The organism is Sorangium sp. So ce1036 (assembly GCF_051369805.1).
Classification (GTDB): Bacteria; Myxococcota_A; Polyangia; order Polyangiales; family Polyangiaceae; genus Sorangium; species Sorangium cellulosum_F.
This window is the reverse complement of record NZ_JBBMOX010000001.1, coordinates 986,476-1,008,908: the sequence shown is the minus strand read 5'-3', so window position 1 is coordinate 1,008,908 and position 22,433 is coordinate 986,476. Positions and strand designations below refer to the sequence as shown.

General features: G+C 71.8%; 15 protein-coding genes and 1 pseudogene. 3 read left to right on the top strand and 13 right to left on the bottom strand.

The features are described 5' to 3' along the window. The first annotated feature begins 341 nt into the window (after positions 1-341). Positions 342-782 (top strand): TM2 domain-containing protein, encoded by a 441-nt coding sequence (locus tag WMF31_RS03645; protein ID WP_436600597.1) that lies wholly within the window; start codon positions 342-344, stop codon positions 780-782. A gap of 44 nt (positions 783-826) precedes the next feature. Here the strand turns inward: WMF31_RS03645 and WMF31_RS03640 are convergent, their stop codons facing one another. From WMF31_RS03640 to WMF31_RS03595, 10 genes are all read right to left on the bottom strand, one after another. Next, positions 827-2,944, bottom strand: coding sequence for a beta-galactosidase (locus WMF31_RS03640; protein ID WP_436600596.1), 2,118 nt, complete (start codon positions 2,942-2,944; stop codon positions 827-829). 105 nt (positions 2,945-3,049) lie between these two features. Continuing rightward, positions 3,050-4,570 (bottom strand): NADH-quinone oxidoreductase subunit N, encoded by a 1,521-nt coding sequence (locus tag WMF31_RS03635; protein ID WP_436600595.1) that lies wholly within the window; start codon positions 4,568-4,570, stop codon positions 3,050-3,052. 3 nt (positions 4,571-4,573) lie between these two features. Then, positions 4,574-6,823: an NADH-quinone oxidoreductase subunit M gene (locus tag WMF31_RS03630; protein ID WP_436600594.1), complete on the bottom strand. Its 2,250-nt coding sequence runs from the start codon at positions 6,821-6,823 to the stop codon at positions 4,574-4,576. 32 nt (positions 6,824-6,855) lie between these two features. Further along, the gene (locus WMF31_RS03625; protein WP_436600593.1) at positions 6,856-9,471 is read right to left on the bottom strand and encodes an NADH-quinone oxidoreductase subunit L; all 2,616 of its coding nucleotides are present in this window, start codon (positions 9,469-9,471) and stop codon (positions 6,856-6,858) included. 216 nt (positions 9,472-9,687) lie between these two features. Then, positions 9,688-10,422: a ribosome biogenesis GTP-binding protein YihA/YsxC gene (gene yihA, locus WMF31_RS03620; RefSeq protein ID WP_436600592.1), complete on the bottom strand. Its 735-nt coding sequence runs from the start codon at positions 10,420-10,422 to the stop codon at positions 9,688-9,690. Beyond that, positions 10,419-10,757 (bottom strand): gamma-butyrobetaine hydroxylase-like domain-containing protein, encoded by a 339-nt coding sequence (locus WMF31_RS03615; protein WP_242515472.1) that lies wholly within the window; start codon positions 10,755-10,757, stop codon positions 10,419-10,421. The genes yihA and WMF31_RS03615 overlap by 4 nt, the downstream gene beginning before the upstream one ends. 190 nt (positions 10,758-10,947) lie before the next feature. Continuing rightward, a complete protein-coding gene (locus tag WMF31_RS03610) occupies positions 10,948-11,922 on the bottom strand; it encodes a Gfo/Idh/MocA family protein (protein WP_436600591.1) in 975 nt (324 codons plus the stop codon). Beyond that, the gene (locus tag WMF31_RS03605) at positions 11,919-12,320 is read right to left on the bottom strand and encodes a hypothetical protein (RefSeq protein ID WP_436600590.1); all 402 of its coding nucleotides are present in this window, start codon (positions 12,318-12,320) and stop codon (positions 11,919-11,921) included. The genes WMF31_RS03610 and WMF31_RS03605 overlap by 4 nt, the downstream gene beginning before the upstream one ends. 73 nt (positions 12,321-12,393) lie before the next feature. Then, positions 12,394-13,347 (bottom strand): acetyl-CoA carboxylase carboxyltransferase subunit alpha, encoded by a 954-nt coding sequence (locus WMF31_RS03600; RefSeq protein WP_129353676.1) that lies wholly within the window; start codon positions 13,345-13,347, stop codon positions 12,394-12,396. Positions 13,348-13,507: 160 nt separating this feature from the next. Beyond that, positions 13,508-15,424, bottom strand: a complete 1,917-nt coding sequence (locus WMF31_RS03595) for an adenylate/guanylate cyclase domain-containing protein (protein ID WP_436600589.1) — start codon at positions 15,422-15,424, stop codon at positions 13,508-13,510. A gap of 259 nt (positions 15,425-15,683) precedes the next feature. Here WMF31_RS03595 and glpK point away from each other — a divergent pair. Next, positions 15,684-17,193, top strand: a pseudogene (glpK, locus tag WMF31_RS03590) (glycerol kinase GlpK). Positions 17,194-17,493: 300 nt separating this feature from the next. After that, positions 17,494-18,276 (top strand): UPF0158 family protein, encoded by a 783-nt coding sequence (locus tag WMF31_RS03585; protein WP_436600588.1) that lies wholly within the window; start codon positions 17,494-17,496, stop codon positions 18,274-18,276. Positions 18,277-18,373: 97 nt separating this feature from the next. Here the strand turns inward: WMF31_RS03585 and WMF31_RS03580 are convergent, their stop codons facing one another. The 3 genes from WMF31_RS03580 to WMF31_RS03570 form a co-directional block, all read right to left on the bottom strand. Continuing rightward, positions 18,374-19,738, bottom strand: a complete 1,365-nt coding sequence (locus WMF31_RS03580) for a carbohydrate porin (RefSeq protein ID WP_436600587.1) — start codon at positions 19,736-19,738, stop codon at positions 18,374-18,376. A 386-nt stretch (positions 19,739-20,124) separates the two neighbouring features. Further along, positions 20,125-20,508, bottom strand: a complete 384-nt coding sequence (locus WMF31_RS03575; protein WP_436600586.1) for a hypothetical protein — start codon at positions 20,506-20,508, stop codon at positions 20,125-20,127. Between the two features lie 397 nt (positions 20,509-20,905). Further along, the gene (locus WMF31_RS03570) at positions 20,906-22,036 is read right to left on the bottom strand and encodes a serine hydrolase domain-containing protein (protein WP_242515474.1); all 1,131 of its coding nucleotides are present in this window, start codon (positions 22,034-22,036) and stop codon (positions 20,906-20,908) included. Positions 22,037-22,433: the final 397 nt, after the last annotated feature.

Genomic DNA, 22,433 nt, shown 5'->3' with positions numbered 1-22,433 from the left:
CCGGTGGCGGCGGCTGGGGGAGCGGTGGTGGCGGCTGGGGGAGCGGCGGTGGCGGCTGGGGGTCGAGCCCGCCCGGCGGCCAGGGAGCGCCGCCTGGCGGCGGAGGCGGCGCGCATTCCGGAGGCGCCTATCCGCCGGCTGGGGGCGCCTATCCGCCGGCGGGGGGCGCCTATCCGCCGGCGGGGGGCGCTTATCCGCCCGCGCCCGCAGGAGGCGCTTATCCGCCCCCAGGCGGCGGATGGGGCCCACCTCCGGCAGGGGCGGGCGCGCCGCCTGGCGGTGGCTGGGGCCCGCCGCCGGGGTACGGCGGCGGACCGATGATGCCGGCCAGCCCGGGCGCGATGACAACGTGGTCCGACAAGGACCAGGCAACCACCTTCGTGCTCTCGGTGTTTCTCGGGGTCTTCGGCGTCGATCGGTTCTATCTGGGCCAGACCGGGCTCGGCCTCCTGAAGCTGCTCACGTGCGGTGGCTTCGGCATCTGGAGCGCGATCGACACGATCCTGATCGGCACCGGCGCCATGCGCGACGCGCAGGGGCTCGCGCTCCGGCGAGAGGCGCCCGTCGGCTACCCGAACAAGAGCCAGTCGACGCTCTTCATGCTCTCCTATTTCCTGGGCGTGTTCGGGGCCGACCGCTTCTATCTGGGACAGACCGGTCTCGGGATTGCAAAGCTCCTGACCTGCGGCGGATTCGGTATCTGGTCGCTGATCGACGTGATCATGATCGGCATGGGCCGTTTCCGAGACCCCGAGGGCAACTCCCTCCGATTCGACAGCTGACCCCGGTCGCCGCGCCGGTCTCCCTTGACGCCGCGGCCGTCGCCTCACTCGAGCGCGAGCATGCGCACGGTGCGGGGCATGAGGCGGACCTCCAGCACCCCCCGGCGCACCTCGAAGCGCGCGTCGTCCAGCAGATCGATCGCGCGCGCCGCGCTCACCGTGACGCGCGCCACCACGTCCGCGTCCCCGGGGTTCAGCAGGAACAGCACGCGCGGCGCGCCAGACGCGTCCTCGTGCAGCGTGGCGAAGACGCCGTCGGGATCGCAAGCGAACGTCGGCAGGCCGAGCGCGTCGATGGCGCGCGAGACCGCGGCGTCCGCCGCGGCGGGGTCGTCGTGGAGCAGCGCCGGCATGTGCTGGGCGGGGGCGCGGAGCCGGTCCAGGTCGTAGGGGCGCGCGAGCGGGCGGAAGGCGCCGTCGAAGGCGGGCTCGCGCGGCCCGAGCGTGATGAGTGTCCCCTGCCCCGCCGCCGCCTCGAGTTGCTCGACCAGCGCCGGGCTCAGGCCGCCCGAGGTGGCGCAGATGATCCAGCGCGCCCCCTCGAGCGAGGCGTCGCGATCCTCGCCCCCCACGTGGGCGTAGGGGACGCCGCGCGCGTCGAGCGCCTCCTCGAACGCGCGCACGAAGGTGTCGGACTCCACCGTGAGCGGGTAACCGAGCCCGAGGTCGTCCTCGACGCAGCGATCGCGCGCGCCGAAGCTCATGATCGAGAAGAAGGCGCCGGTGAGCGGGCCGAACGCGTGCATCACGCGGGTGAGCCGGCGCTCCGCGCGCGGCGTGACGATGCGCACCGGGGCGGGGCGGCGGAGCGCGTGGAACCCCGTGGCCTCGAGGGCCGCGGAGAGCTTCTGCCAGAACGCGGCGAACGGGCGCGGGCGGCCGTGCGGATCGATCGGCGCGCCGATCCAGCGATCGCGCTCGACGGCCATGTACACGTTGTAGCCGCGCAGCCCGTACGCGAGCGCGGCCATCACCACGAAGGCGCTGTCGCGCTCCTCGAGCGGCGGGAAGAACGGCGGGAAGCCGGCGCCCATCTCGCAGGCGAAGGGCGGCAGGGCGAGCGCCTCGCAGCGCACGGCGAGCTCGCTGGTCCGGCGGGCGATCATCGCGCGGCTGCTCGGGCTCGCGATGCTGTAGTAGTCGAGGCCGACGAGGTCGACGACGCGCGAGATGCGGGCGGCGTTGAGCGGCGTCGTCTCCTGCCCCATCGGGAAGTTGTGCATCGTGGGCAGGCCGTCGATGCCGGCCGCCGAGAGCGCCTTCGCGAAGCGCCCCATGGCGGTCTCGAGCAGGTGCTCGTGGAACTCGCTCCAGTCGAGGTGGCGCGCGAGGTCCGAGGGCGCCTCCGCGTCGAACGCGACCGGCGGCATGATCGTCGCGAACTTGAGGTCGCCGCCGTCGAGCGGCGCGCGCTCGCGGCCCACGACGCGCCGGAGCGCCGCGCCGGCGTCCTCGCCCGCCGAGGCGCCGCTCTCGGGCGGCGCCTCCGCCCGCCTCGCGTACGCGCGCTGGAGCGCCTCGATGGTCCGGTATTTCTGGCGCAGGAAGTCCCGGTACAGGGTGATCGCGTCCGGGTGATAGTCTTGGTCGTACGCCCCGTCGCGGAAGTAGAGCGCGCCCTCGTTGTCGATCTGGAGCAGCACGATCGGCCCGTCCGGGTAGAGGTGCGGCCTGAGCACCGGGCCGAGCGCGTGGAAATAGCGGGCGACCTCGTCGTGGAACGCGTCGCTCGCGTAGCTCGGCACCGGGAACCCGTACGGCAGCATCGGCAGCACGACCGGGTTGTTCCGCGGCGAGCGGGCCTGGCAGCTCGGATCCCAGATCACGCGCTCGGGGATGCCGAAGCAGGTGAGCTCCGCGTTGATGTGCGGGCCGGGGCGGGCGATGACGTAGAAGCCGAGCTCGTGCGCGAGGCGGAGGAAGGCGCCGACGTCGCGGCGCAGATCGGTCTCGCCGAAGTCGAACTGCCCCGGGCCGGTCTCGTGGACGGCCCAGGGCACATAGATGTCGACGAGGCGCAGACCGAGCGCCCGCGTGGCCTCGAGGCAGGCGCGCCAGTCCGTCGGATCGAGCCGCCAGTAATGGAGGCTGCCGGCGTACAGCGGGACCAGCTTGCCGCCGATCTCCAGGCCACCGGGGACGAGCCGCACGCCCCGGCTCAAGCGTTCCTCTGGGACTCTCGCGACCTGCGTCCTCGCCACGCGCGCGCACACTAGCAAGGATCGCCGCGAGAGGGATACCGCCGCGTGCAGGCCGACCGCGTCGATTCAGCGCACCATCGTCAGCGAGCGCGCCACGAAGTCGTAAACGGGCCCCCAGGCTACCCCGAGCAGCAGGGTCGGAACCGCGAACGCGCACGCGGTCGCGCCGAGCAGCGGCCGCAGGGGCGCGGGCTCCGCGCGGTCGCCCTTCTCCAGGTACATCGCGCGGAGGACCCGCGCGTAATAAAAAAGCGAGATCACGCTGTTCAGCACCCCGGCGACCGCGAGGACCCAGCTCCACGCGCCCCCGGCGGTGATCAGCGCCGAGAAGAGGTAGAACTTGCCGACGAACCCGGCCGTCGGGGGCAGGCCGGTGAGCGAGATCAGGAACACGGCCATCGCCGCCGCGACGAGCGGCGCGCGGCGCCCGAGCCCCCGGAAGGCGGGGAGCGCCTCGTCGCCGCCGCTCTCCTCGGCCACCGCCATCACCACCAGGAACGCGCCGAGGTTCATGAAGCAGTAGGTGACGAGGTAGAAGGCGATCGCGGCGACGCCGGCGTCGCTGAACACGGAGAAGCCGAGCAGCATGTAGCCGGCGTGCGCGATGCTCGAGTAGGCGAGCATGCGCTTGACGTTCTCCTGCCCGAGCGCCGAGAGGTTGCCGATGATCATGGTCGCCATGGCGAGGCACCCGGCGACCACCGGCCACGGCGTCTCGACGCCGGGCGACGCGCCCCCGGCCCCGAGCGCGTCCGAGAAGAAGCGCACCAGCACCGCGAAGCCGGCCGCCTTCGGCCCGACCGAGAGGAACGCCGTCACCGGGGTCGGCGCGCCCTCGTACACGTCCGGCGTCCACATGTGGAACGGGGCGGCGCTGATCTTGTAGCCGAAGCCCGCCAGCACGCAGATCGTGCCGACGAAGACGACCTCGGGCACCTTGCCCTCCTGCGCCGTGAGCGCGGCGATGCGCGCTGCGCACTCGCCGAGGTGCATCGACCCGGTGATGCCGAAGATCCAGCTCATCCCGTAGAGCAGGATCCCCGAGGCGACGCCGCCGAAGATGACGTACTTGAGCGCCGCCTCGCTCGATCGCGCGTCGTCGATCTTGAAGCCCGCCAGCACGAAGCTGACGATGCTGACGAGCTCGAGCGACAGGTAGATGAGCAGCAGGTGGCGGCTCGCCGCCATCAGGTTCATGCCGAGCGACAGCACGAGGAGCAGCGTGAAGAACTCGCCCTGCTCGCGCCGGAGCTCGGGCGTGGCGCCCGGCTCCCTCGGGGGCACGAGGAAGGGGAGGAGCGCCGCGGTGGCGAACGCGAACAGCACGCGGAAGAGGTTCGAGAAGCGATCGAACGCGAGCAGGCCGTAGAAGAGGTTGTGAGGCCCCGCGTCCGTCGCCAGGAAGTACGCCCCGAGCCCGCCCGAGGCGAGGAGCGCCGCGAGGCTGATGGCCATGAGGCCCGCGAGCTTGAGGCGCGCCGGGGCCACGAGATCCCACACGACGAGCAGCAGGGCGGCGGCGATGAGCCCGAGCTCCGGCGCGAAGTACGGGAGGCTCTGGAGGTTGTCGAGGGTGCGGGTTTCCACGGCTTATCTGGTGCTGGCGAGGACGACCTGGCTCGCCGCGGCGCCCTCCGGCGTGACGTCCAGGAGGGCGGACGCGGCCTCGCCAGCGCCCCTCGCGCGCGGCGCGGCGGCGATCTGGAACTGCCCCGGCCTGTCCACCAGGCGGTGCATCTCGAGGGCCCCGCGGTCGCTGAGGCTGAGCAGCGGGCGCGGCCAGAAGCCGAGGACGACGACGAGCGCCGCGAGCGGCGCGATCGACGCGATCTCTCGCCCGCGGATCTCCGGGAACCTCCCGCCGAACGGCTCCAGGTACTTGCTCGTCCGCCACGACTCGCGGAACTTCCCGAGGAACATCCGCTGCAGCGCCCAGAGGTGGTAGGCCGCGGTGACGATCACGCCGATGGCGGCGAGGATCGTGAGGGCGCGGTAGCGCGCGAAGGCGCCGATGAACGTCATCGCCTCGCCCCAGAAGCCGGACAGGCCGGGCAGGCCGAGCGACGCCATGAACGCGAGGCCCACGAACGCCGTGTAGAGCGGCATCTCCGAGGCGAGCCCGCCGAACCTGTCGATGTCGCGGGTGTGCACCCGGTCGTAGATGACGCCGACCAGCGTGAAGAGCATCCCGGTGATCAGGCCGTGGTTGAACATCTGGACGAGGGCCGCCTGGATGCCCTGCGGCGTCATCGCGCCGAGCGCGAGCAGGGTGAAGCCCATGTGGCTCACCGAGGAGTAGGCCACGAGCTTCTTCAGGTCGCTCTGCGCCATGGCGCAGAAGGCGCCGTAGAGGATGTTGATCACCCCGAACGCCGCCATCGCCGGCGCGGCCCACTGCGTCGCCTCGGGCAGCAGGGTGAAGTTGATGCGCAGGATGCCGTAGGTGCCCATCTTGAGGAGCACCCCCGCGAGGATCACGCTGATCGCCGTGGGCGCCTCGACGTGGGCGTCCGGCAGCCAGGTGTGGAACGGGAACATCGGGATCTTGATGGCGAACGCGATGAAGAGCCAGATCCAGACCACCTTCACCGCCGAGACGCCGAGGATCTCCATCCCCTGCGCGACCCACGCGACCCGCGAGAGCTCCGGGATCGAGAAGATGCGCTGCGTCGCCTGGCCGTCGACGAGGTAGGCGTCGCCGGCGTTCAGGTAGAACCAGATGAACGCGAGCAGCATGAAGACGCTGCCCGCCAGCGTGTAGAGGAAGAACTTGATCGCCGCGTACTCCCGCCGCGGCCCGCCCCAGATGCCGATGAGGAAGTACATCGGCAGGAGCATCACCTCCCAGAAGACGAAGAAGAGGAACAGGTCGAGGGCGATGAAGACGCCGTACATCCCCGTGACGAGGAGGTTGTACATGGCGAAATAGCCCTTGAGCTGGTCGTGGATGCTGTAGCTCGCGAGCGCGCCCACGAACGAGATCAGCGCGGTCAGGAGGACCATCGAGATCGACACGCCGTCGACGCCGACGAAGTACTCGACGCTCAGCGAGCGGATCCACACGCCGTGCTCGATGAACTGGTAGCCGTCGTTCCCGTCGGCCCGGGTGAAGCCCCTGTCGAACGTGGCGTAGAGCCACGCGGCCAGGACGAGGTTCACGCCCATCAGCACGACGGTGAGCAGCCGGAGCTTCCGGTCGTCCTGGTAGCGCAGGAGGTGCGCGAGGAAGACCGCGACCACCCCGAGCAGCGGCAGGAACGTGAGGATCGAGAGGATGTGGTCGCCGATGAAGCCGAGGCCGCGCCCGCGCTCCGCGTGGATGCCCATCGCCAGGGCGCGCCCCGGCTCGGCCGCGCCTTCGGCAACCGCGTCCGACTCGACCACCACGTGCCCGTAGAGCTCGCGGGCGCGCACGCCCGCGGTCCTCCACCGGACCTCGACCTTCCGGCGCTCGCCCGGCGGGATCACCGCCGCGGCGCCGCCGCCCTCGAGCTCCGCGCTGACGCCCGGGGGCAGGCGCGGATCCTCGGCCGACGTGCGCACGACCACCCGCGTCACCCGCAGGGGCCCGTCGCCGACGTTCTCGATCGTGAACGAGCCGGCGTAATCCGGGCCGCGCGCCGTGAGCTCGACCGGCGCGCCGGCGGGCTCTGCGCGGAGCGCGATCTGGCCGCGCGGCGCGCGCGCCCGGGTCTCCTCGAGCGGCTGGGCCAGCGCCGGCAACGCCACCCCGAGCACCACGGAGAGCGCGGCCAGGAGGGAGGTCAGGAGCTTCATCGAGGTGGACCCGGCCGGGCTCGCGAGGGCGAATCCACGACCCATGTTGAAGAGGTTCGACATCAGGTTCCCGTGCGCAGGACCACGGCCGCCGCTCACCGCAGGAAGTAACGAACGATGCTGAACAGCGCGACGCCGCCCAGGAGGAAGTAGATGTAGCTCTGGATGCGCCCCGTCTGCAGGGCGCGGAGCTTCGCCCCGGCGCGCAGCGTGCCCTCGGCCACGGCGTTCACGACGCCGTCGACGAGGTGGCGATCGATGGCGCCCGTGACCCACGCCGCGGCCCGGGAGAGGACCGCGACGCCGTTGACGATGCCGTCGACGATCCACCGGTCCATCTCGGCGAGGAAGAGGCGCAGCGCCATGAAGCCGCGCACCACCGTCGCGTCGTAGATCTCGTCGACGTAGTACCTGTTCGAGAGGAGCACGTAGCCCGGCAGCCGCCGCTCCTCCTCCGCCCACCGCGGCGAGCGCCGCGCCCCGTAGCGGGCCCGGGCGCGCGAGAAGGCGACGATCGCGCCGCCCACCGAGAGCGCCATGAGCGCGAGCTCGAGCCCGAGGCCGTGCGGCTTGAACGAGACCTCCGCGTGCGCGAGCACGGGGTGGAGCCACTCCTCCAGGAGGGGCTCGCCGTGGCCGCCGACGAAGTGGCTGGAGAAGCCGAACACCACGCCCGCGAGCGCGGACAGCGCCGCCAGGATCGCGAGCACCCAGGTGATGGCCGGCGGCGACTCGTGGACCTTGGTCGCGATCTCCTCGCGGGCGTGCGGCCCCTCGAACGTGAGGTAGTAGCTCCGCCACATGTAGAACGAGGTGCAGAACGCCGCCGCGAGGCCCATCGCATAGATGAGCAGCCCCGGGATCGGGCCGGTGTTCTCGGTGCCGAACGCCTTCCAGAGGATCTCGTCCTTGGACCAGAAGCCGGCGAAGAACGGGATGGGCGCGGCCGTGATGGCGAGACACGCCACCTGATAAGCCCGGGCCGTGCGCGGCATGACGCGGCGCAGGCCGCCCATGTTGCGCATGTCCTGCGCCGCCTCCTCGCCGTGCAGGACGGCGTGCATCCCGTGGATCACCGAGCCGGAGCCGAGGAAGAGACAGGCCTTGAAGAAGGCGTGCGTCATCAGGTGGAACGCGGCGGCCCAGTACGCCCCGACGCCGACCCCGATGAACATGAAGCCGAGCTGGCTCACCGTGCTGTAGGCGAGCACCTTCTTGATGTCGTACTGGAAGAAGCCGATCGTGGCCGCGAAGAGCGCTGTCGCGGCGCCGATCAGCGCGATGACGCCGCTCGCCGTCGGGCTCAGCGAGAACAGGAAACAGAGCCGCGCGATGAGGTAAACGCCCGCCGTGACCATCGTGGCGGCGTGGATCAGCGCAGAGACGGGGGTCGGGCCGGCCATCGCGTCCGGCAGCCAGACGTACAGCGGGATCTGGGCGCTCTTGCCGACCGCGCCGACGAAGAGGAAGAGGCAGGCGACCGTGATCAGCCCCGCGCCGCCCCACGCCGTCTTCGACTCGAGGGCCTCCTTCAGGAACGCCTTGCCGCTCGCGTCCTTGATCACGAGCTGATCGTGGATCTCACGGAACGTGACCGTCGAGCCCACGGTCGCGAGGACAACCTCCTTGCCCGGCGAGACGCGCATCCGCTCGATCGCGGCGATCTCGTTGCCGTCGCCCGCGATCACGGCGCCGTCGCCCGGGACGATCACCACGGAGTGCGCCCCGGCAGGGATCTCCTTGCGGACGAACGGCGAGACGCCGAAGGGCCTCGGGTTCGAGGCGAGCTGCGCGGCGTCGGCGATGCCGAGGTACACGCGCGCGCCGGGGTGGCCGGTGAAGGTGAGATAGCCCCTCGCGCCGACGAGCGACGCCGGCCCGCGCTCCCCCCCCTCGCCCGCGTCGCGCGCCCCGCCCGCCGCGCCGCGCCCCGCCGCCTCGCGCCCGGCCTCGCCGTGGCCGCCGTGCGGCTCCGCCTCGACCGCGATGAAGCGCGCGCGGTAATCGGAGAGGAACCGGCCGTCGTCGAGCCACCGGGCGCCGAGGCCCCAGAAGAGCAGCGCGAGGCCGACCACAAAGCCCCAGTCGCCGATGCGGTTCACGACGAAGGCCTTCATGCCCGCAGAGGCCTTCTTGTAGTCCCTGTACCAGAACCCGATGAGCAGATAGCTGCAGAGGCCGACGCCCTCCCAGCCGAAGAACATCACAATGAAGTTGTCCCCGAGGACGAGGAGCAACATCGAGAAGACGAAGAGGTTCAGGTAGGTGAAGAATCGCCAGTACGAGGGCTCCGCTTCCATGTAGGAGGCGGCGTAGACGTGGATGAGCGTGCCGACGCCGGTGATGATCAGCGTCATCAGGCAGCTCAGCGGGTCCATCGCGAACGCGAAGTTCACGTCGAGCGACCCGATGCGGACCATCTGCCAGGCGAAGCTGTAGAGATAGCGCTCCCCCGGCGGGAGCCCGACGAGCGCCACGAGGCCCGCGATCCCGAGCAGGAAGGCGCCGATCATCGCGGAGACGGCGACGAGCGTGACGCCGAAGCTCCCGATGTGGAGTCGCCTCGACAGCTCGCGCCCGAACGCGCTCCGCTGCAGCGCGCGGCCGAACAGCGCGTTCGTCACCGCGCCGAGCAGCGGCAGGAGCGGGATCCACCAGAGCGGCGCCAGCGACGCGTGGACGTGCGTGACCTGGCCGGAGTAGTCGGACATCGTAGGATCAGCCGGTGAGAAAAGAGGGCTGGCGCGCGCGAGCTGCCTTGCAAGCACCGCGAGTCAGCGTGGCTGTCGGCTCTGTTGACTCCCCCGCGAAGCCGGAGGAGCCGCACGTTAGGGGCAGTTCGGAGGTCGGGTCAATACCTCCATCGGCCGCGCTCCGGCGCGCGGCGCGCCGCTGTCGCGCGCGTCTCGCATGCTGAAGCAAGGGCGCTATCCACCCTCGACCGCGCCGTCCCCTGCCGGCGGCGGCGCGCCGACCGTCGCGCGCCGGAGCGCGAGCCACAGCTCCCGCCTCCCCTCTCCGGTGATCGACGAGAAGCCCAGCGCGCGGCGCGGCGCGCCGCCCGCGGTCCGCGGGGCCGCGGCGGACAGCGCGTCCAGCGCGCGCCGGACGGATGAGCGGGGCACCTTGTCGATCTTCGTCGCGACGAGGAGCAGCTCCACGGGCCGGCGGGCCACGTCGCACGCGGCCTCGATGAAGCGGATGAGCTCGATGTCGTCCTCCTCGAGCCCCCGCCGCGGGTCGACGAGCAAGACCACCGCGGCGAGCGTGACGCGCCCGCGCAGGTACCCCTCGATGAGCGCCGCCCAGGCGGCCTGCTCCGACTTCGAGCGCCGGGCGAAGCCGTACCCCGGCAGATCCACGAGCTGGAAGACCGCGCCGTCGCGCGCGCGCGCCTCGTAGAGGTTGATCTGCCGCGTCGCACCGGGCGTGGAGCTCGTCCGCACGAGCCCCTTGCGCTCGACGAGCGTGTTGATGAGGCTCGATTTGCCGACGTTCGAGCGCCCGGCGAACGCCACCTCCGCGCGGACGGGCGGCGGCAGCGACGCGAGCGACCCCGCGCCGGCGACGAAGGAGGAGTCGACGATCTGGAACGGATCGAGCTGCCGCTCGGCGCGCGCCGGCGGAGCAGCCTTGGCGGGCGGCGGGCGGCGGGCGCTCACTTCGACCCGGGAGGCTGGAACTGCGGCTTGCACTCGTCGCACTGGCAGAGCGAGCGCAGGTACCGGAACGTGAAGATGCCCGCGTCGTGCCGGTCTCCCCACGTGAACTGGAGCGCGTAGTTGCCGACCTGCTCGATCTCGCGGAGATCGAGGTCGCCCCCGGGCACGAACTTGATCGTGCCGCCGTGCCCCTGGCAGTTCGCGCACGGGCAATAGCCGCGCAGGATCTCGTGCGGGAGGACGCTGCGATGGCCGTCGGCCCAGTGAATCTCCATCACCCGCGCGCCGTGCGGCGCCTTGACCTGCGTGGGGGTAATCCTCGGATCCTGTGGCATGGTGACCCTTCAACCGACGGCAGTACCACGCCGATCCGGCGCTGCAAAGGGCGGCGGGGCCGGGTGAGCGCCGCGCCGCCGCGCTCCGTCCGTCGTGTGTCCGTCGTGTCCCTCAGCCCGGCCGGTGATCGGCGACGCGCCGGCGGCGCCCCTGGGATCGGCGGCGCGCCGGCGGCGCCCCTGGGCGACGCTAGACCGCGGCGACCGCGGGCGCCGCGGCGGCGATGAGCGTCGCCTCGACGCGCTCGAGGATCCGCACGACCGCCGCGCCCTCGTCGAGGGGCGAGCGCGGCGGCGCGCGCTCCTCGACGCAGCGGAGGAAGTGCTCGACCTCCACCGAGAGCGGCTCGCGCCACGGTACGCGGAGCTCGTGCCCGGCCGGCGCGAGCTCGCCGCCGTCCGCCGCGCCCGCCGCGCCGCGGCCGTCGAGGAGCAGCAGCCGATCGGGCGCGCGCACGTCGTCGAAGAGCGCGACGCGCGCGGCGCCCGCGAGCCGCAGCCGCCGCTCCTTGGTCGGGCTCGACGAGCAGAGCTCGATCTCCGCGACGAGCCCGCTCTCGAGGCGCGCCTCCAGCGTGACGCGCTCGCCGCTGACCGAGGCGCGGGCCCGCGCCTCCACGAGCGGGCTCGGGTCGAGCGCCGAGAGCACCGACAGGTCGTGCGGCCCGAGCGTCCAGAGCGCCGAGCGCGCCCCGCCGCCGCCCGTGGAGAGGCGGGCGGCGCTGAAGCGCACGAGCTCGCCGAGGCGCCGCTCGCGCGCGAGCGCGACGAGGTGCACCACGGAGGGGTGGTACCGCAGCAGGTGGCCGACCATGCCGATCCGGCCGAGCGCGGCCGCGCGGGCCGCGCAGCGGTCCGCGTGCGCCGCGGACAGGGCCAGCGGCTTCTCGACGAAGACGTCGGCGCCGGCGTCGAGCGCGCGCAGCGCGAGCTCGGCGTGGCTCGCCGCCGGCGTCGCGATGATCACCGCGTCCACGCGCGCGGCGAGCGCCTCGTCGAGGGTGCGCACGAGCCGCGCCCGCGGGGCGAGCGCGCGCGCCCGCGCGAGGCGGCCGAGGTCGAGGTCCGCCACCGCGACCACGCGCGCGCGCGGGTTCTCCGACGTCGCGCGGAGCAGCTTCTCCCCCCATCGCCCGCAGCCCACCAGGGCGACGCGGACGCTCAAGGCGCCTCCTCCGCGGCGGCCGAGGCGCCCGACAGGCGGGCGAGCTCGCCGAGGATCCCCTCGCCCTCGCGGTTGCCCGGGTGGATCGAGGGGCCGTTGATGTCGACGAGGAACTCGTAGCGCACGGGCGGCGCCTCCTCGACCGTCGCGCGCACGCGGACGTGCTGGAAGCAGGCCGACTCGGTGGCGGCGCTCCAGCGGGGCGCCTTGCCCGGGTGCCGCGCGCCGATCGCCTCCGGCACGCTCCGGCCGCCCTGCGGGCGGAACTGCTGCACGACGCCGAGCGCCGCCCGCTGGTCCGAGGCGTTGAACCTCGCCTGCACCCAGAGGACCGCCCCGCCGGCGACAGCCGAGGTGCCCACGAGCAGCAGCGTTCGCAGCACCTTGCGGGTGTCCATCCGCGAGCCGTATAGCCCCGGCGCCCGGCGAGAGCCAGCCGGCTGGTGGGGCTGCGCGCCCGGGCGGCGCCGCCTAGCCGATGAACGACCCGAGCCCGCGGAACCGGCGGTACCGGTCGTCGACGAGCTCCTCCGGGCCGAGCCCGTCCAGCGAGGTGAGCGTCGACCAGAGCGCCTTGTCGAGCAGCGCCGCGGCCGCGTCGTGATCCTGGTGCGCGCCGCCGGTCGGCTCCTCGACGATGGCGTCGACGACCCCGAGCTGCAGGAGATCCGGCGCGGTGATCTTGAGGCGCGCCGCGGCCTCGTCGGCGCGGGCCCCGTCCTTCCAGAGGATGGCGGCGCAGCCCTCCGGCGAGATGACGGAGTAGCAGCTGAACTCGAGGACCAGCACGCGGTTGGCGACGCCGAGCGCCAGCGCGCCGCCCGAGCCCCCCTCCCCGATGACGGTCGCCACGATCGGCACCCCGACGCGCGCCATCGAGGCGAGCGCGGCGCCGATCGCCTCGCTCTGGCCGCGCTCCTCGGCGCCGATGCCCGGGTACGCGCCCATCGTGTCGATGAACGTGAGGATCGGGAGCCCGAACCGGTCGGCCATCTCGTAGAGCCGGATGGCCTTCCGGTACCCCTCGGGGTGCGGCATCCCGAAGTTGCGCTTCACGTTCTCCTTCGCGCCGCGCCCCTTCTGGTGCCCGACGACCACGACGCTGCGGCCGTGGTAGGTCGCCAGGCCGCCGACGATGGAGGCGTCGTCGGCGAAGCGCCGGTCGCCCTTCAGCTCGACCCAGTCCGTGAAGAGCCGCTTGACGTAGTCGAGCGTGTACGGCCGGTTCGCGTGGCGCGAGAGCAGCACCTTCTGCATCGGCGTGAGCCCGGCGAAGATCTCGCGCGCCAGCCGGCCCGTGTTGTCCTCGAGCTGGGCGAGCTCGGGCTCGAAGCGCGGGTCGGCCGCGGCGAGCGCGCGCAGCTCCCGCACCTTCTCGATGAGCTCAGCGACGGGTTTCTCGAAAGGTAGAATGGAGGCAGCCACGGCAGGGACCCTAACGCCGCAGCGGGCGGACGGCTACGGCGCTGTGCTGCCGCGTCGCGTCGCGCCGGGCGGCGCCTCGCGCCCCCCGAGGACGCGCGCGCCGCCGCCTGCTCTGCTCCAGGACGCGCGCGCGCCGCCGCGCCCGTCGCCCTCGCCCGCGCTACTCCGCGGCGTTGGTGGGCTCGGGGTTGCTGAAGGCGTTCGGCGGGACCTGCACCATCGGCCGGGTCCCGAGCACGTTGTAGACCCGGAGCGGCTTCTCCTTGCCCTTCACCCGGGCGGGCTGGAGCTCCTCGGTCTCGAACTTGCCGCCGAGCTGCGCGAACGTGGCCTCGCTGATGACGATCTGGCCGGCCAGCGCGATGGAGCAGAGCCGCGCCGACGTGTTCGCCACGTCGCCGATCACCGTGTAGCTGAGCGCCTTCGAGCTCCCGATGTACCCGGCGACGAGCGGCCCGGTGTGGATCCCGATGCCCACGGCGAGCGGCTGCTGCTCCATCTCGAGCCGCTGGCGGTTGAACTCGCCGAGCACCTCGCCCATCTTCAGCGCGCACTCCACGCTGCGGACGGCGTCGTCCCGGTGGGCGACCGGCGCGCCCCAGAGCGCCATGATCCCGTCGCCCATGAACTTGTCGAGCGTGCCCTCGTACTGGAAGATCGTGTCGACCATCCGCTCGAAGTACTCGTTGAGCATCTCGACGAGCGCCTCGGGGCTCGTGCTCTCGCTCATGCGCGTGAAGCCGCGGATGTCGCTGTTGAAGACCGTGCACTCCTCGACGCGCTGCCCGCCCCGCTTCACCTCGAGCTGACCGCTCAGGACGCGCTCGGCGATGTTCGGCGAGAGCAGGCGGCTGAAGCGCTCGCGCCGCACGATCTCGTTCTCGATCTTCTTCCCGAGGATGTTGATCTCGATGAACATCGCCGCCTGGTAGGCGATCGCCGTCACGAGCTCGAGGTCCTTGGGCTGGAACTGCGCGAGCGTCTCCGAGTCGAGCCAGAGCACCCCGAGCACCTCGTTGTTGTGCTGCAGCGGGGCGACGAGCGGGGCGACGATGGCCGAGCTGATCCGGTTCAGGATCATGCTCTTGCCCTTCGACGCCGCGAAATCCATCGCCGCGTCGTGGGTCAGCACCGCGGCGCGCTCGTGCACGACGTGGTTCAAGATCGTCGACGACACGCTGATCGGCGCCGTGGTCCCGTCGCGCCGCTGCATGGCGCGCGGCGTGAGCTCGCCGCTGTCGTCGCGGAGGAAGATCACCCCCCGGTCGGCGCGGATGAACTTGAAGACGCTCGTGAGGATCTTCTCGAGCAGCTTCGTCGTGTCGCGCTCGGCCGCGATCTCGCGGGACAGCTCGTGGGACAGGCGCAGCCGCTCGTAGTCGGCGCGCAGCTGGTTGATGTCGTTCGCGATCCGGTCGAACGCGAGAAACCCCTTGTCGACCGCGGCGATCTGCGTCCCGATCTGCCGGGCCTGATCGTTCACGTCGATGCGCGTGCCCTGCGCGAGGTACGTGCCGCCGTGCGCCCCCGGGCGCCCTGGCAGCGGCGCCGTCCCGCCCGGCCCCTGGACCAGGGGCGGCGGCGGGGCGTGCTGCTGCTGCTGCTGCCGCGGCGGCGGCGCCGCCGTGCCCGGCGGCGCCGGCTGCGGGCGCGGGTACTGAGCCTGCGGCGGGGCCGGGTAGCCGGGATCCCTCGGCGGCGGGTAGCCGTGCGCCGGGGGCGCCCCCTGCATCGGGCCCTGGGGGCTCACCATGGGCGGCCAGCCCGGGACGACCGGCGGCGCGACCGGGGCGCCCGGATCGTCGAAACGACCGCGCGTGGAGCCCAGGGCGATCTCGTCGCCGTGCTTGAGCGGCGCCTCGCCCCGGACACGCTCGCTGTTGATGAACGTGCCGTTCAGGCTGCCGAGATCGCGCAGGACGAAGTGATCGCCCCGCTGCTCGATGATGCAGTGCTCCTTCGAGACGATCTTGTCGAGCAGCTGGATGGAGTTGTTCGGGTGGCGCCCCAGCGAGTTCACGGGCCGCAGCTCGATCGCCTGCTGGCCCTCGGCGGTCTGCAGGATGAGGCGGGCCATCGGTCCTGGGAGATTACCCAGCCCGGCACGGCCCGACAATCTTTCCGGCCGAAGTCCGGGACCGACCGAGGTTCAGGAGAGCGCCGCACCAGCACGGGCCGGCGAGCCCTGCCGCGCAGCGGCGCGCGCCGATCCGGCCGGCGCTCGAGGTCGGCCCGCGGGCATACACTGAACACATTGTCAGCACACTCCCGATCTTCACGAGACCACGCCGCCTGGATCGGCTTTGCGCCCCCATGCCGCCGCGTTAATCGGCGCCATGGATTCCGCGTACCTCCTCGCCATCGATCAGGGCACCACCGGCACAACAACCCTTCTCATGGACACGGCGGGCGCGACGCTGGGTCGCGCGACACGCGAGTTCCGCCAGCATTTCCCCGAGCCCGGCCTCGTCGAGCACGACCCGGAGGAGATCTGGCAGACGGTTCAGGACGCCGTGGGCGAGACGCTCAGGGCCGCGGGCGTGGCCGGCAGCTCGATCAAGGCGATCGGCATCACGAACCAGCGCGAGACGACGCTCGTCTGGGAGCGCGCCACCGGCCGCCCGATCCACCGGGCGATCGTCTGGCAGGACCGCAGGACGGCGGCGCGCTGCGCCGAGCTCCGCGCCGCCGGCCACGAGCAGGCGGTCGAGCAGACGACCGGGCTCGTGCTCGATCCGTATTTCAGCGGCACGAAGCTCGCGTGGATCCTCGACAACGTGCCCGGCGCGCGCGCGCGCCGAGCGCGGCGAGCTTTGCTTCGGCACCGTCGACAGCTTCCTGGTCTTCCGCCTCTCGGGCGACGCGGCCGGCGGCTCGCCGGTGCACGCGACCGACGTGACCAACGCGTCGCGCACCCTGCTCATGAACCTCGCCGAGCGGAGCTGGGACGACGCGATGCTCTCGCTGTTCGGCGTCCCGCGCCCGATCCTGCCGGAGATCGTCCCCTCGGCGGGCCGCATCGCGGCGACTCGCCGCTTCCCGCACCTGCCCGACGGCGTCCCGATCGCCGGCATCGCGGGCGACCAGCAGGCGGCCCTCTTCGGCCAGGCCTGCTTCGCGACGGGCGACGCCAAGTGCACCTATGGCACCGGCGCGTTCGCGCTGGTCAACATCGGCGATCGCCCGCTCCGGAGCCGCTTCGGGCTGCTCACCTCCGTGGGATGGCAGATCGGATCGGAGGTGGTCTTTGCGCTGGAGGGGAGCGCCTTTATCGCGGGCGCCGCGGTGCAGTGGCTGCGGGACGGCCTGGGCCTCATCAAGAGCGCGGCGGAGATCGAGGCGCTCGCCCGCAGCGTGCCCTCGAGCGAGGGCGTCACGTTCGTCCCGGCGCTCTCCGGGCTCGGCGCGCCCTACTGGGACCCGGACGCCCGGGGGCTCGTCGCCGGCGTCACGCGCGGCACCACCGCGGCGCACCTCGCCCGCGCGACGCTCGAGGGGATCGCGTTCTCGGTGGCGGATCTCCTGCGCGCGATGGCCGACGACCTCGGCCACCCGCTGCGCCGGATGCGCGTGGACGGCGGCGCCGCCGCGAACGACCTGCTCCTGCAGCTCCAGGCGGACCTCGCGAACGTCACCATCGAGCGCCCCACGGATCTGGAGACGACGGCCCGCGGCGCCGCAATGCTCGCCGGCGTCGGCGCCGGGCTCTTCCGGACGAAGGAGGAGTCGGCCCGGATGTCCCGAGTGGGGCAGACCTTCCAGGTCGGGATGAGCGACGCGGATCGATCCGCCCACCTGCGCCGCTGGGCCGACGCCGTCGCCCGCACGCGCTCGCAGCGCGGCTGAGCGCGCGCCGGCTCCCCTGATTTTCCAAGCTGTTTTCCGCTTGAGCCAACCTCTCCCGATGCTCGCTCCCGGGCCGCCGGCCGCCCGCGGGCGGGCGCGCCGGCGCGCGACCGCTCGGCGGCCGAACGGGCTTCCGGATCAAGGAATCAACCCTAGGTTGCGAGAGTTAGGCCCAGAGGCCCCCAACCAGCGTAGAGTGCTATGACGACGGCGCATTTCCGTTCAAACTTGGTGCACTTGAACCGAGGCGTTCGGCCAGCCCCCCGACGCCTCGCTGCTTTCGATGGAGACGAGGAGGACATGCCGACTACCGAGAATGCTTCAGCCGGCGGGACGGCCGTTCGCGACATCCCGGTCGACTGGGAGGCGCTGGAGGACGCCTTCGAAAACAACGCCCCCGAGGTGCACTCGTACCTGCACCTCGGCACGGGCGACGTGCTCCGTGTGGTCGATGGCGTGGCCGACCCGCAGATGCACGCGCGTATCGCGGCGGATCCGAACTACCTCCGGATCGATCCCGTGAGCTCGCGCGAGCAGTACCGCTGGATGGAGCGGTACATCCCGATGGTGGAAGACATGGATCTCCAGGCGAAGCTCAGCCAGGCGATCGACGGCAAGGGCGCGTTCCGTCGCTTCAAGGACGTGCTCATGTCGTACGGCCCGGAGCGGGAGCGCTGGTTCGCGTTCCGGAGCGAGCGGCTGCGGATCTTCATGGAGGCGTGGCTGAACGCGCATGCGCTGAACCCGGTCCCCCGGCCGCTGTGGGTGCCGGAGGTGCCGGCCCGCCCGGAGCCGCCCGCGGCGGCCCCTGCGGTCGAGGTGCCGGCGCGCGAGCGCGAGGAGGTGCGGGAGCCCCGCCGCGGCAGGAGCGTGGAGAGCCTGCGCAAGAACCTGCGGGACATCGCCGAGGCGCTCGGCCCGCGCGACCTCGACACGCTGACGGCGTTCGCGGAGTTCCTGAAGGCGCGCCGCGCGGCCCGCTCGTTCGCGCACCACTACGCCGACGCCCCGGCGCCGTCGGACGAGGAGGCCGGGCCCGCGTCGCAGGAGATCGCGAGCGAGTCGCGCAGCGATACGGCGTGAGGGGGGGCGCCCCGCCGCCGGAGACGTTGCGGCGCGGGGCGCGGAAGGCGAGGAGGATGGAGCGGAGGGAAGCGGCGGGGTCGAGCCGCCGCCGATCTCAGAAGTACCAGTCGGTGCGCGCGCCGATGTAGTGGCCGACGTTCGACTCGGTGCCGGTGGCCGCGAGGTACGGGGACATCCGCCCCTGGACCGCCGCGTCGTTGTAGAACGCGGCCGTGTAGATGAGCTTGAAGTGCGGCCGCGCGCCGGTGCTCAGCTCACCCGTCGGCACGAGCGTCGGGACGACGGAGACCTTGGCCACGGTCCCCATCTCGCCCTCGCCGACCTTCATGCCCTGGAACGAGGCCTCGACGACGGGGTGGAAGTTCTTGTGGGCGAAGATCGCGGCGTTCGCCTGGACCGAGAAGTCGAGCGCCTGCTCGGGGCTCGTCGGGCCGGCGGCGCCATCGGGCGCCTCGTACGCCGCCTTCACGTAGTGGAAGGTGGCGAGGCCTTCCAGCGCGGCGATGTCGCCGATCCGGAAGCCGACGTGCTCGACGGCCTCGATGGCGAAGGAGCCGGCGTAGGTGCCGTCCTCGTTCGCTGCGCCCCAGGTCTGGTACGTCTTGCCCCCGCCGAGGGCGCCGTTGGCGATGCCGGTGCCGAAGCGCACGGCCGTGTCGCTCCAGTTGCCCTGGCCGAGCCCGAGGTGGAGCTTCGCGCCGATGATGCCGCCGAAGTCGCCCGGCGCACGCTCTTCGAGGCCCGGCCCCTGCTTCGCGGCCGGGAGGACGTGGGCCTCGGCGTGCACCTTGACGTGGTGGTTGGCCTCGCCGCCGAACCCGAACTTGTAGTTGCCCGCGAAGATCGTGCGGTTCCTCCGGACAGGGGCATCGCCCTGCTCCGCGTTGCCGGTGGGATCGAAGGTGTACGGCCCGTTCCCGAAGCTCTGCCCGATTCCATCGGGGACACCATTGCCATCGGCGTCTTGCAGCGCCTGGCCCGGCCTGCAGCACGTGTGCCCGATGATCGCGAGGTTCAGGCCCTTGTAGCTGATGCCGCCGCCCTGGCCGCTGAGATCGTCGAGGTAGAAGTAGTCGCCGATGGGCGCGTACTGCTCGCGGAAGAAGCGCGCGCCGCCCCAGACGCTGAGGCCCGGGACGAGGAAGTTGCCGGACTCGATGTAGGCCTGGTTGAACTCGACCTCGATCGTGTCGCCGCCGTTCGACGCGGGCTGCATGAAGGAGCCGTGCGTCGGCCAGATGGCGAAGGTCATCTCGGACTTCACGTAGAAGTCGTCCGGCGTCGCGCCCTTCACCACGTGCGCGACGAAGCTCGGCTCGGAGTAGTCGCCCTCTTCGTAGCGGCCGCCGATGCCGAACCCGAGCAGGTTCATCGACCTGCCCTGGATGTCCTGCCCGTAGAGCGACCACGCCATGCCGAGGCGCGAGTACCAGTGCCACTCGAAGTTCTCGCCCGACACGGCGTGCGCCGACCGCGGAGCTGCGGTGAGGCAAAAGGCCGAGACGGAAACCAGCCCGAGGGCCCGGACTGCGGCGCGCCGACCCGCGGATCGCTTGCTGGGGACCGACGACCTGTCTCTCTTAAGTGATGTCATCGAACGACGCTCCTATCCATGTTGTGGAGTCTACTTGGGTAGTGGGGGGCTGACTGGGCCAGTTGGCCGAGCGCGGTAGCGGAAGCGGTCCAAAGAGATTCTAAGCTTGGCTCTCTACTTGAGCCGGCTCTCTGGGGAAGAGCCTCCCGCAGCCAACGGCCGGCACACGGGGGGCACAGTTAACAGGAACGTTCTGTTCATGTCAAAGGTCTACGAGGCGCCCACGACAGATTGTTACTTTCTGCGACGCGTCAAATACAAGTAATCGAAATCACTTGTAATTGATCGGCTCTTGCCGCCCCGCGGGCCAGAACAGGCGCGCCGAAGCGCGCCAAAACAACGCAACGCGTCAATGCCAAACCCAGCTCGAGCCAGATCGCGCTGGATGAAGTGGGGCCAGAAGAATCTACACGCCCCTTCCGCACGCCGCCGAGAATGAGCCGCACGTTCGGCCGCGGCTCGGCGCGCGCGGCCCGGACCGGAAGGCTGCTTGGACGGGCGCCGCGCGCGTGGTTTCCCGCGCGGCGGAGCTGCTTACGGCGTCGGGAGGTCAATTGTTTCAGGATGTCAAACCAGCCTTTTCGCGGCGTGGCCAAGAACTCGGCGAGACGCCGCTCTCCTCCAGGCCGGGCCATGGCAAGCCCTCGTGCGGCCGGAGCGCCCCTGACGAGCGTGGACGCCCGAGAGAGAGAACGCTGCATCGCCCTCCCTCGCCCCTCGCCCTTCGCGCGCCGGACGCCGGAGCGCCGCGTGGTGCGCCCGGCCTTGCCGCGCAGTTGCGCCGCGCGACAACGCAACGCGTCAGCTCATGGTGTGAGCCACCCAGGTCTCGAGCGGATGAGTCGCGACTGCGTAGCAACGCGCGGGTGGACACGCGCTTGTCCAGGAAAGCCGCTACGCGGGCGCCTGGGCGCAACCGTCAAGTTTCCTGCGCGCCACGAGCGCGCCGGTCCCAAAGGCATGATTTCGGGAGCGCGACGCACGTTGACGCCGCCCGCCCCTGGCAAGCCGAGCGCGGGTCGCGCCGGGCGATCAGCATTCGTCCGCGACCGCGCCCACGATCCCGTCGAAGAACTCGACCACGCCTGTGCTGTCGAGCATGCGGTTCCAGCCGGGCTCGTCGAACGGCTCGGGCAGCCCGTGATTCGTCAAGAGGACCCCGAAGAGCCCACGCGCCGGGTCGATCCACGCGAACGTGCCCGCCCCGCCCGCCTTGCCGAAGGACCAGGGCGATAGCCGGGTCCCGCCGTGCGAGAAGCGCGGCGTCCAGATCTCCCAGCCGAGCCCCTTGGGCGCGAGCAGCAGGTTGCTGAGGGGCGAGGTGTCCGTCGCGGCGGCGGTGACCTGGGGAGTCTGGTCGCGCGCCATGGTCAAGACCGCCTGTGGGCTCAGCACGCGCACGCCGCCGTAGCTGCCCCCGTTCAGGAACATCTGGCAGAAGATCGCGATGTCCATGCTCGTCGAGAACACGCCGTCGCAGCCCGTGATCCCGCCGAGCGCGAAGTCCTGCTCGTCCTGCACCTCGCCCCGCACGACGCGGCCGCGGCGGGCCGAGTACCCGGTCGCCGCGATGCGCGGCGCGAGCGCCGCCGGCGGGTTGAACATCGTGTCGCGCATGCCGAGCGGGCCCCAGAGGTGGGCCCGCGCGAAGCTGTTCAGATCAGCGCCGGCGACGACCTCGACCAGCCGGCCCAGCAAGCGGTAGGTGAGATCGCTGTAGAGAACGGACGTGCCCGGCGCGTACTCGAGCGGCGTCTCGGCCATGAGCCGCCACGTCGTGTCGGCGTCCGGCTCGTCGAGGGCCTGGTTGTCGACGGGCAGCCCGGCCGAGTACCGGAGCATGTCGAAGACGGTGACGCGCGCCTTCCCGTTCGCCGCGAAGTCCGGCAGGTACGACGCCACCGTGTCGGTGAGCCGGAGCCTCCCCTGCTGCACGAGCAGCATGACCGCGGTCGCCGTCGCCAGCACCTTGGTCATGGACAGGACGTCGAACATCGTGTCCAGCGTGACCGGCTCGGTGGCGCCAGCGACCTTGTTGCCGAAGGCCCGGTGACCCACGATCACGCCCCGCCGCGCGATGAGCGCGGTCGCGCCCGGGAAGAGGCCGTCGTTCACGCGGCGCTGCACGCGCGCGAAGACATCCTCGATCCGCTCCGAACGCATGCCCACCGCCTCCGGGACGCCGGAGGCGAGCGCGGTCGGTGTCGCCGCTCCCGCGGACGAGCTGCGAAGCACCAGAGGAGCCACCGCAGCGAGGGTCGCGACGCCACCGACTCCACGCAACAGATCCCTGCGATTGAACGAATGATCTCCGGTGTCCATGCGAGCCACTCCTTGCGAGGTCTGTTGACGATGCCTGTCGCTCTTGCCATCACGAGGCGCGCACATGCTCTCCTGTCTCACGCGCCCGTGGACAGAAACACGCGAGCACGGCGCGCGGAAACACAGGGCGTTCCGTGCGCCACGTGACACGAGCCGAATCTCGAATCCTCGACGCCGACCACCGCGCGTGGCACCGGCGTCGCGTCGCGCGCTCGCTGGCCCCCTGGGGCGGCGGGCG

What these genes read in the sequence shown, in the direction of transcription:
- WMF31_RS03645 (WP_436600597.1), top strand. Translation starts at nt 342, where the DNA reads ATGACAACGTGGTCCGACAAGGACCAGGCAACCACCTTCGTGCTCTCG.
- WMF31_RS03630 (WP_436600594.1), bottom strand. Translation starts at nt 6,823, where the DNA reads ATGTCGAACCTCTTCAACATGGGTCGTGGATTCGCCCTCGCGAGCCCG.
- WMF31_RS03625 (WP_436600593.1), bottom strand. Translation starts at nt 9,471, where the DNA reads ATGTCCGACTACTCCGGCCAGGTCACGCACGTCCACGCGTCGCTGGCG.
- WMF31_RS03615 (WP_242515472.1), bottom strand. Translation starts at nt 10,757, where the DNA reads ATGCCACAGGATCCGAGGATTACCCCCACGCAGGTCAAGGCGCCGCAC.
- WMF31_RS03605 (WP_436600590.1), bottom strand. Translation starts at nt 12,320, where the DNA reads ATGGACACCCGCAAGGTGCTGCGAACGCTGCTGCTCGTGGGCACCTCG.
- WMF31_RS03595 (WP_436600589.1), bottom strand. Translation starts at nt 15,424, where the DNA reads ATGGCCCGCCTCATCCTGCAGACCGCCGAGGGCCAGCAGGCGATCGAG.
- WMF31_RS03585 (WP_436600588.1), top strand. Translation starts at nt 17,494, where the DNA reads ATGCCGACTACCGAGAATGCTTCAGCCGGCGGGACGGCCGTTCGCGAC.
- WMF31_RS03575 (WP_436600586.1), bottom strand. Translation starts at nt 20,508, where the DNA reads ATGGCCCGGCCTGGAGGAGAGCGGCGTCTCGCCGAGTTCTTGGCCACG.
- WMF31_RS03570 (WP_242515474.1), bottom strand. Translation starts at nt 22,036, where the DNA reads ATGCGTTCGGAGCGGATCGAGGATGTCTTCGCGCGCGTGCAGCGCCGC.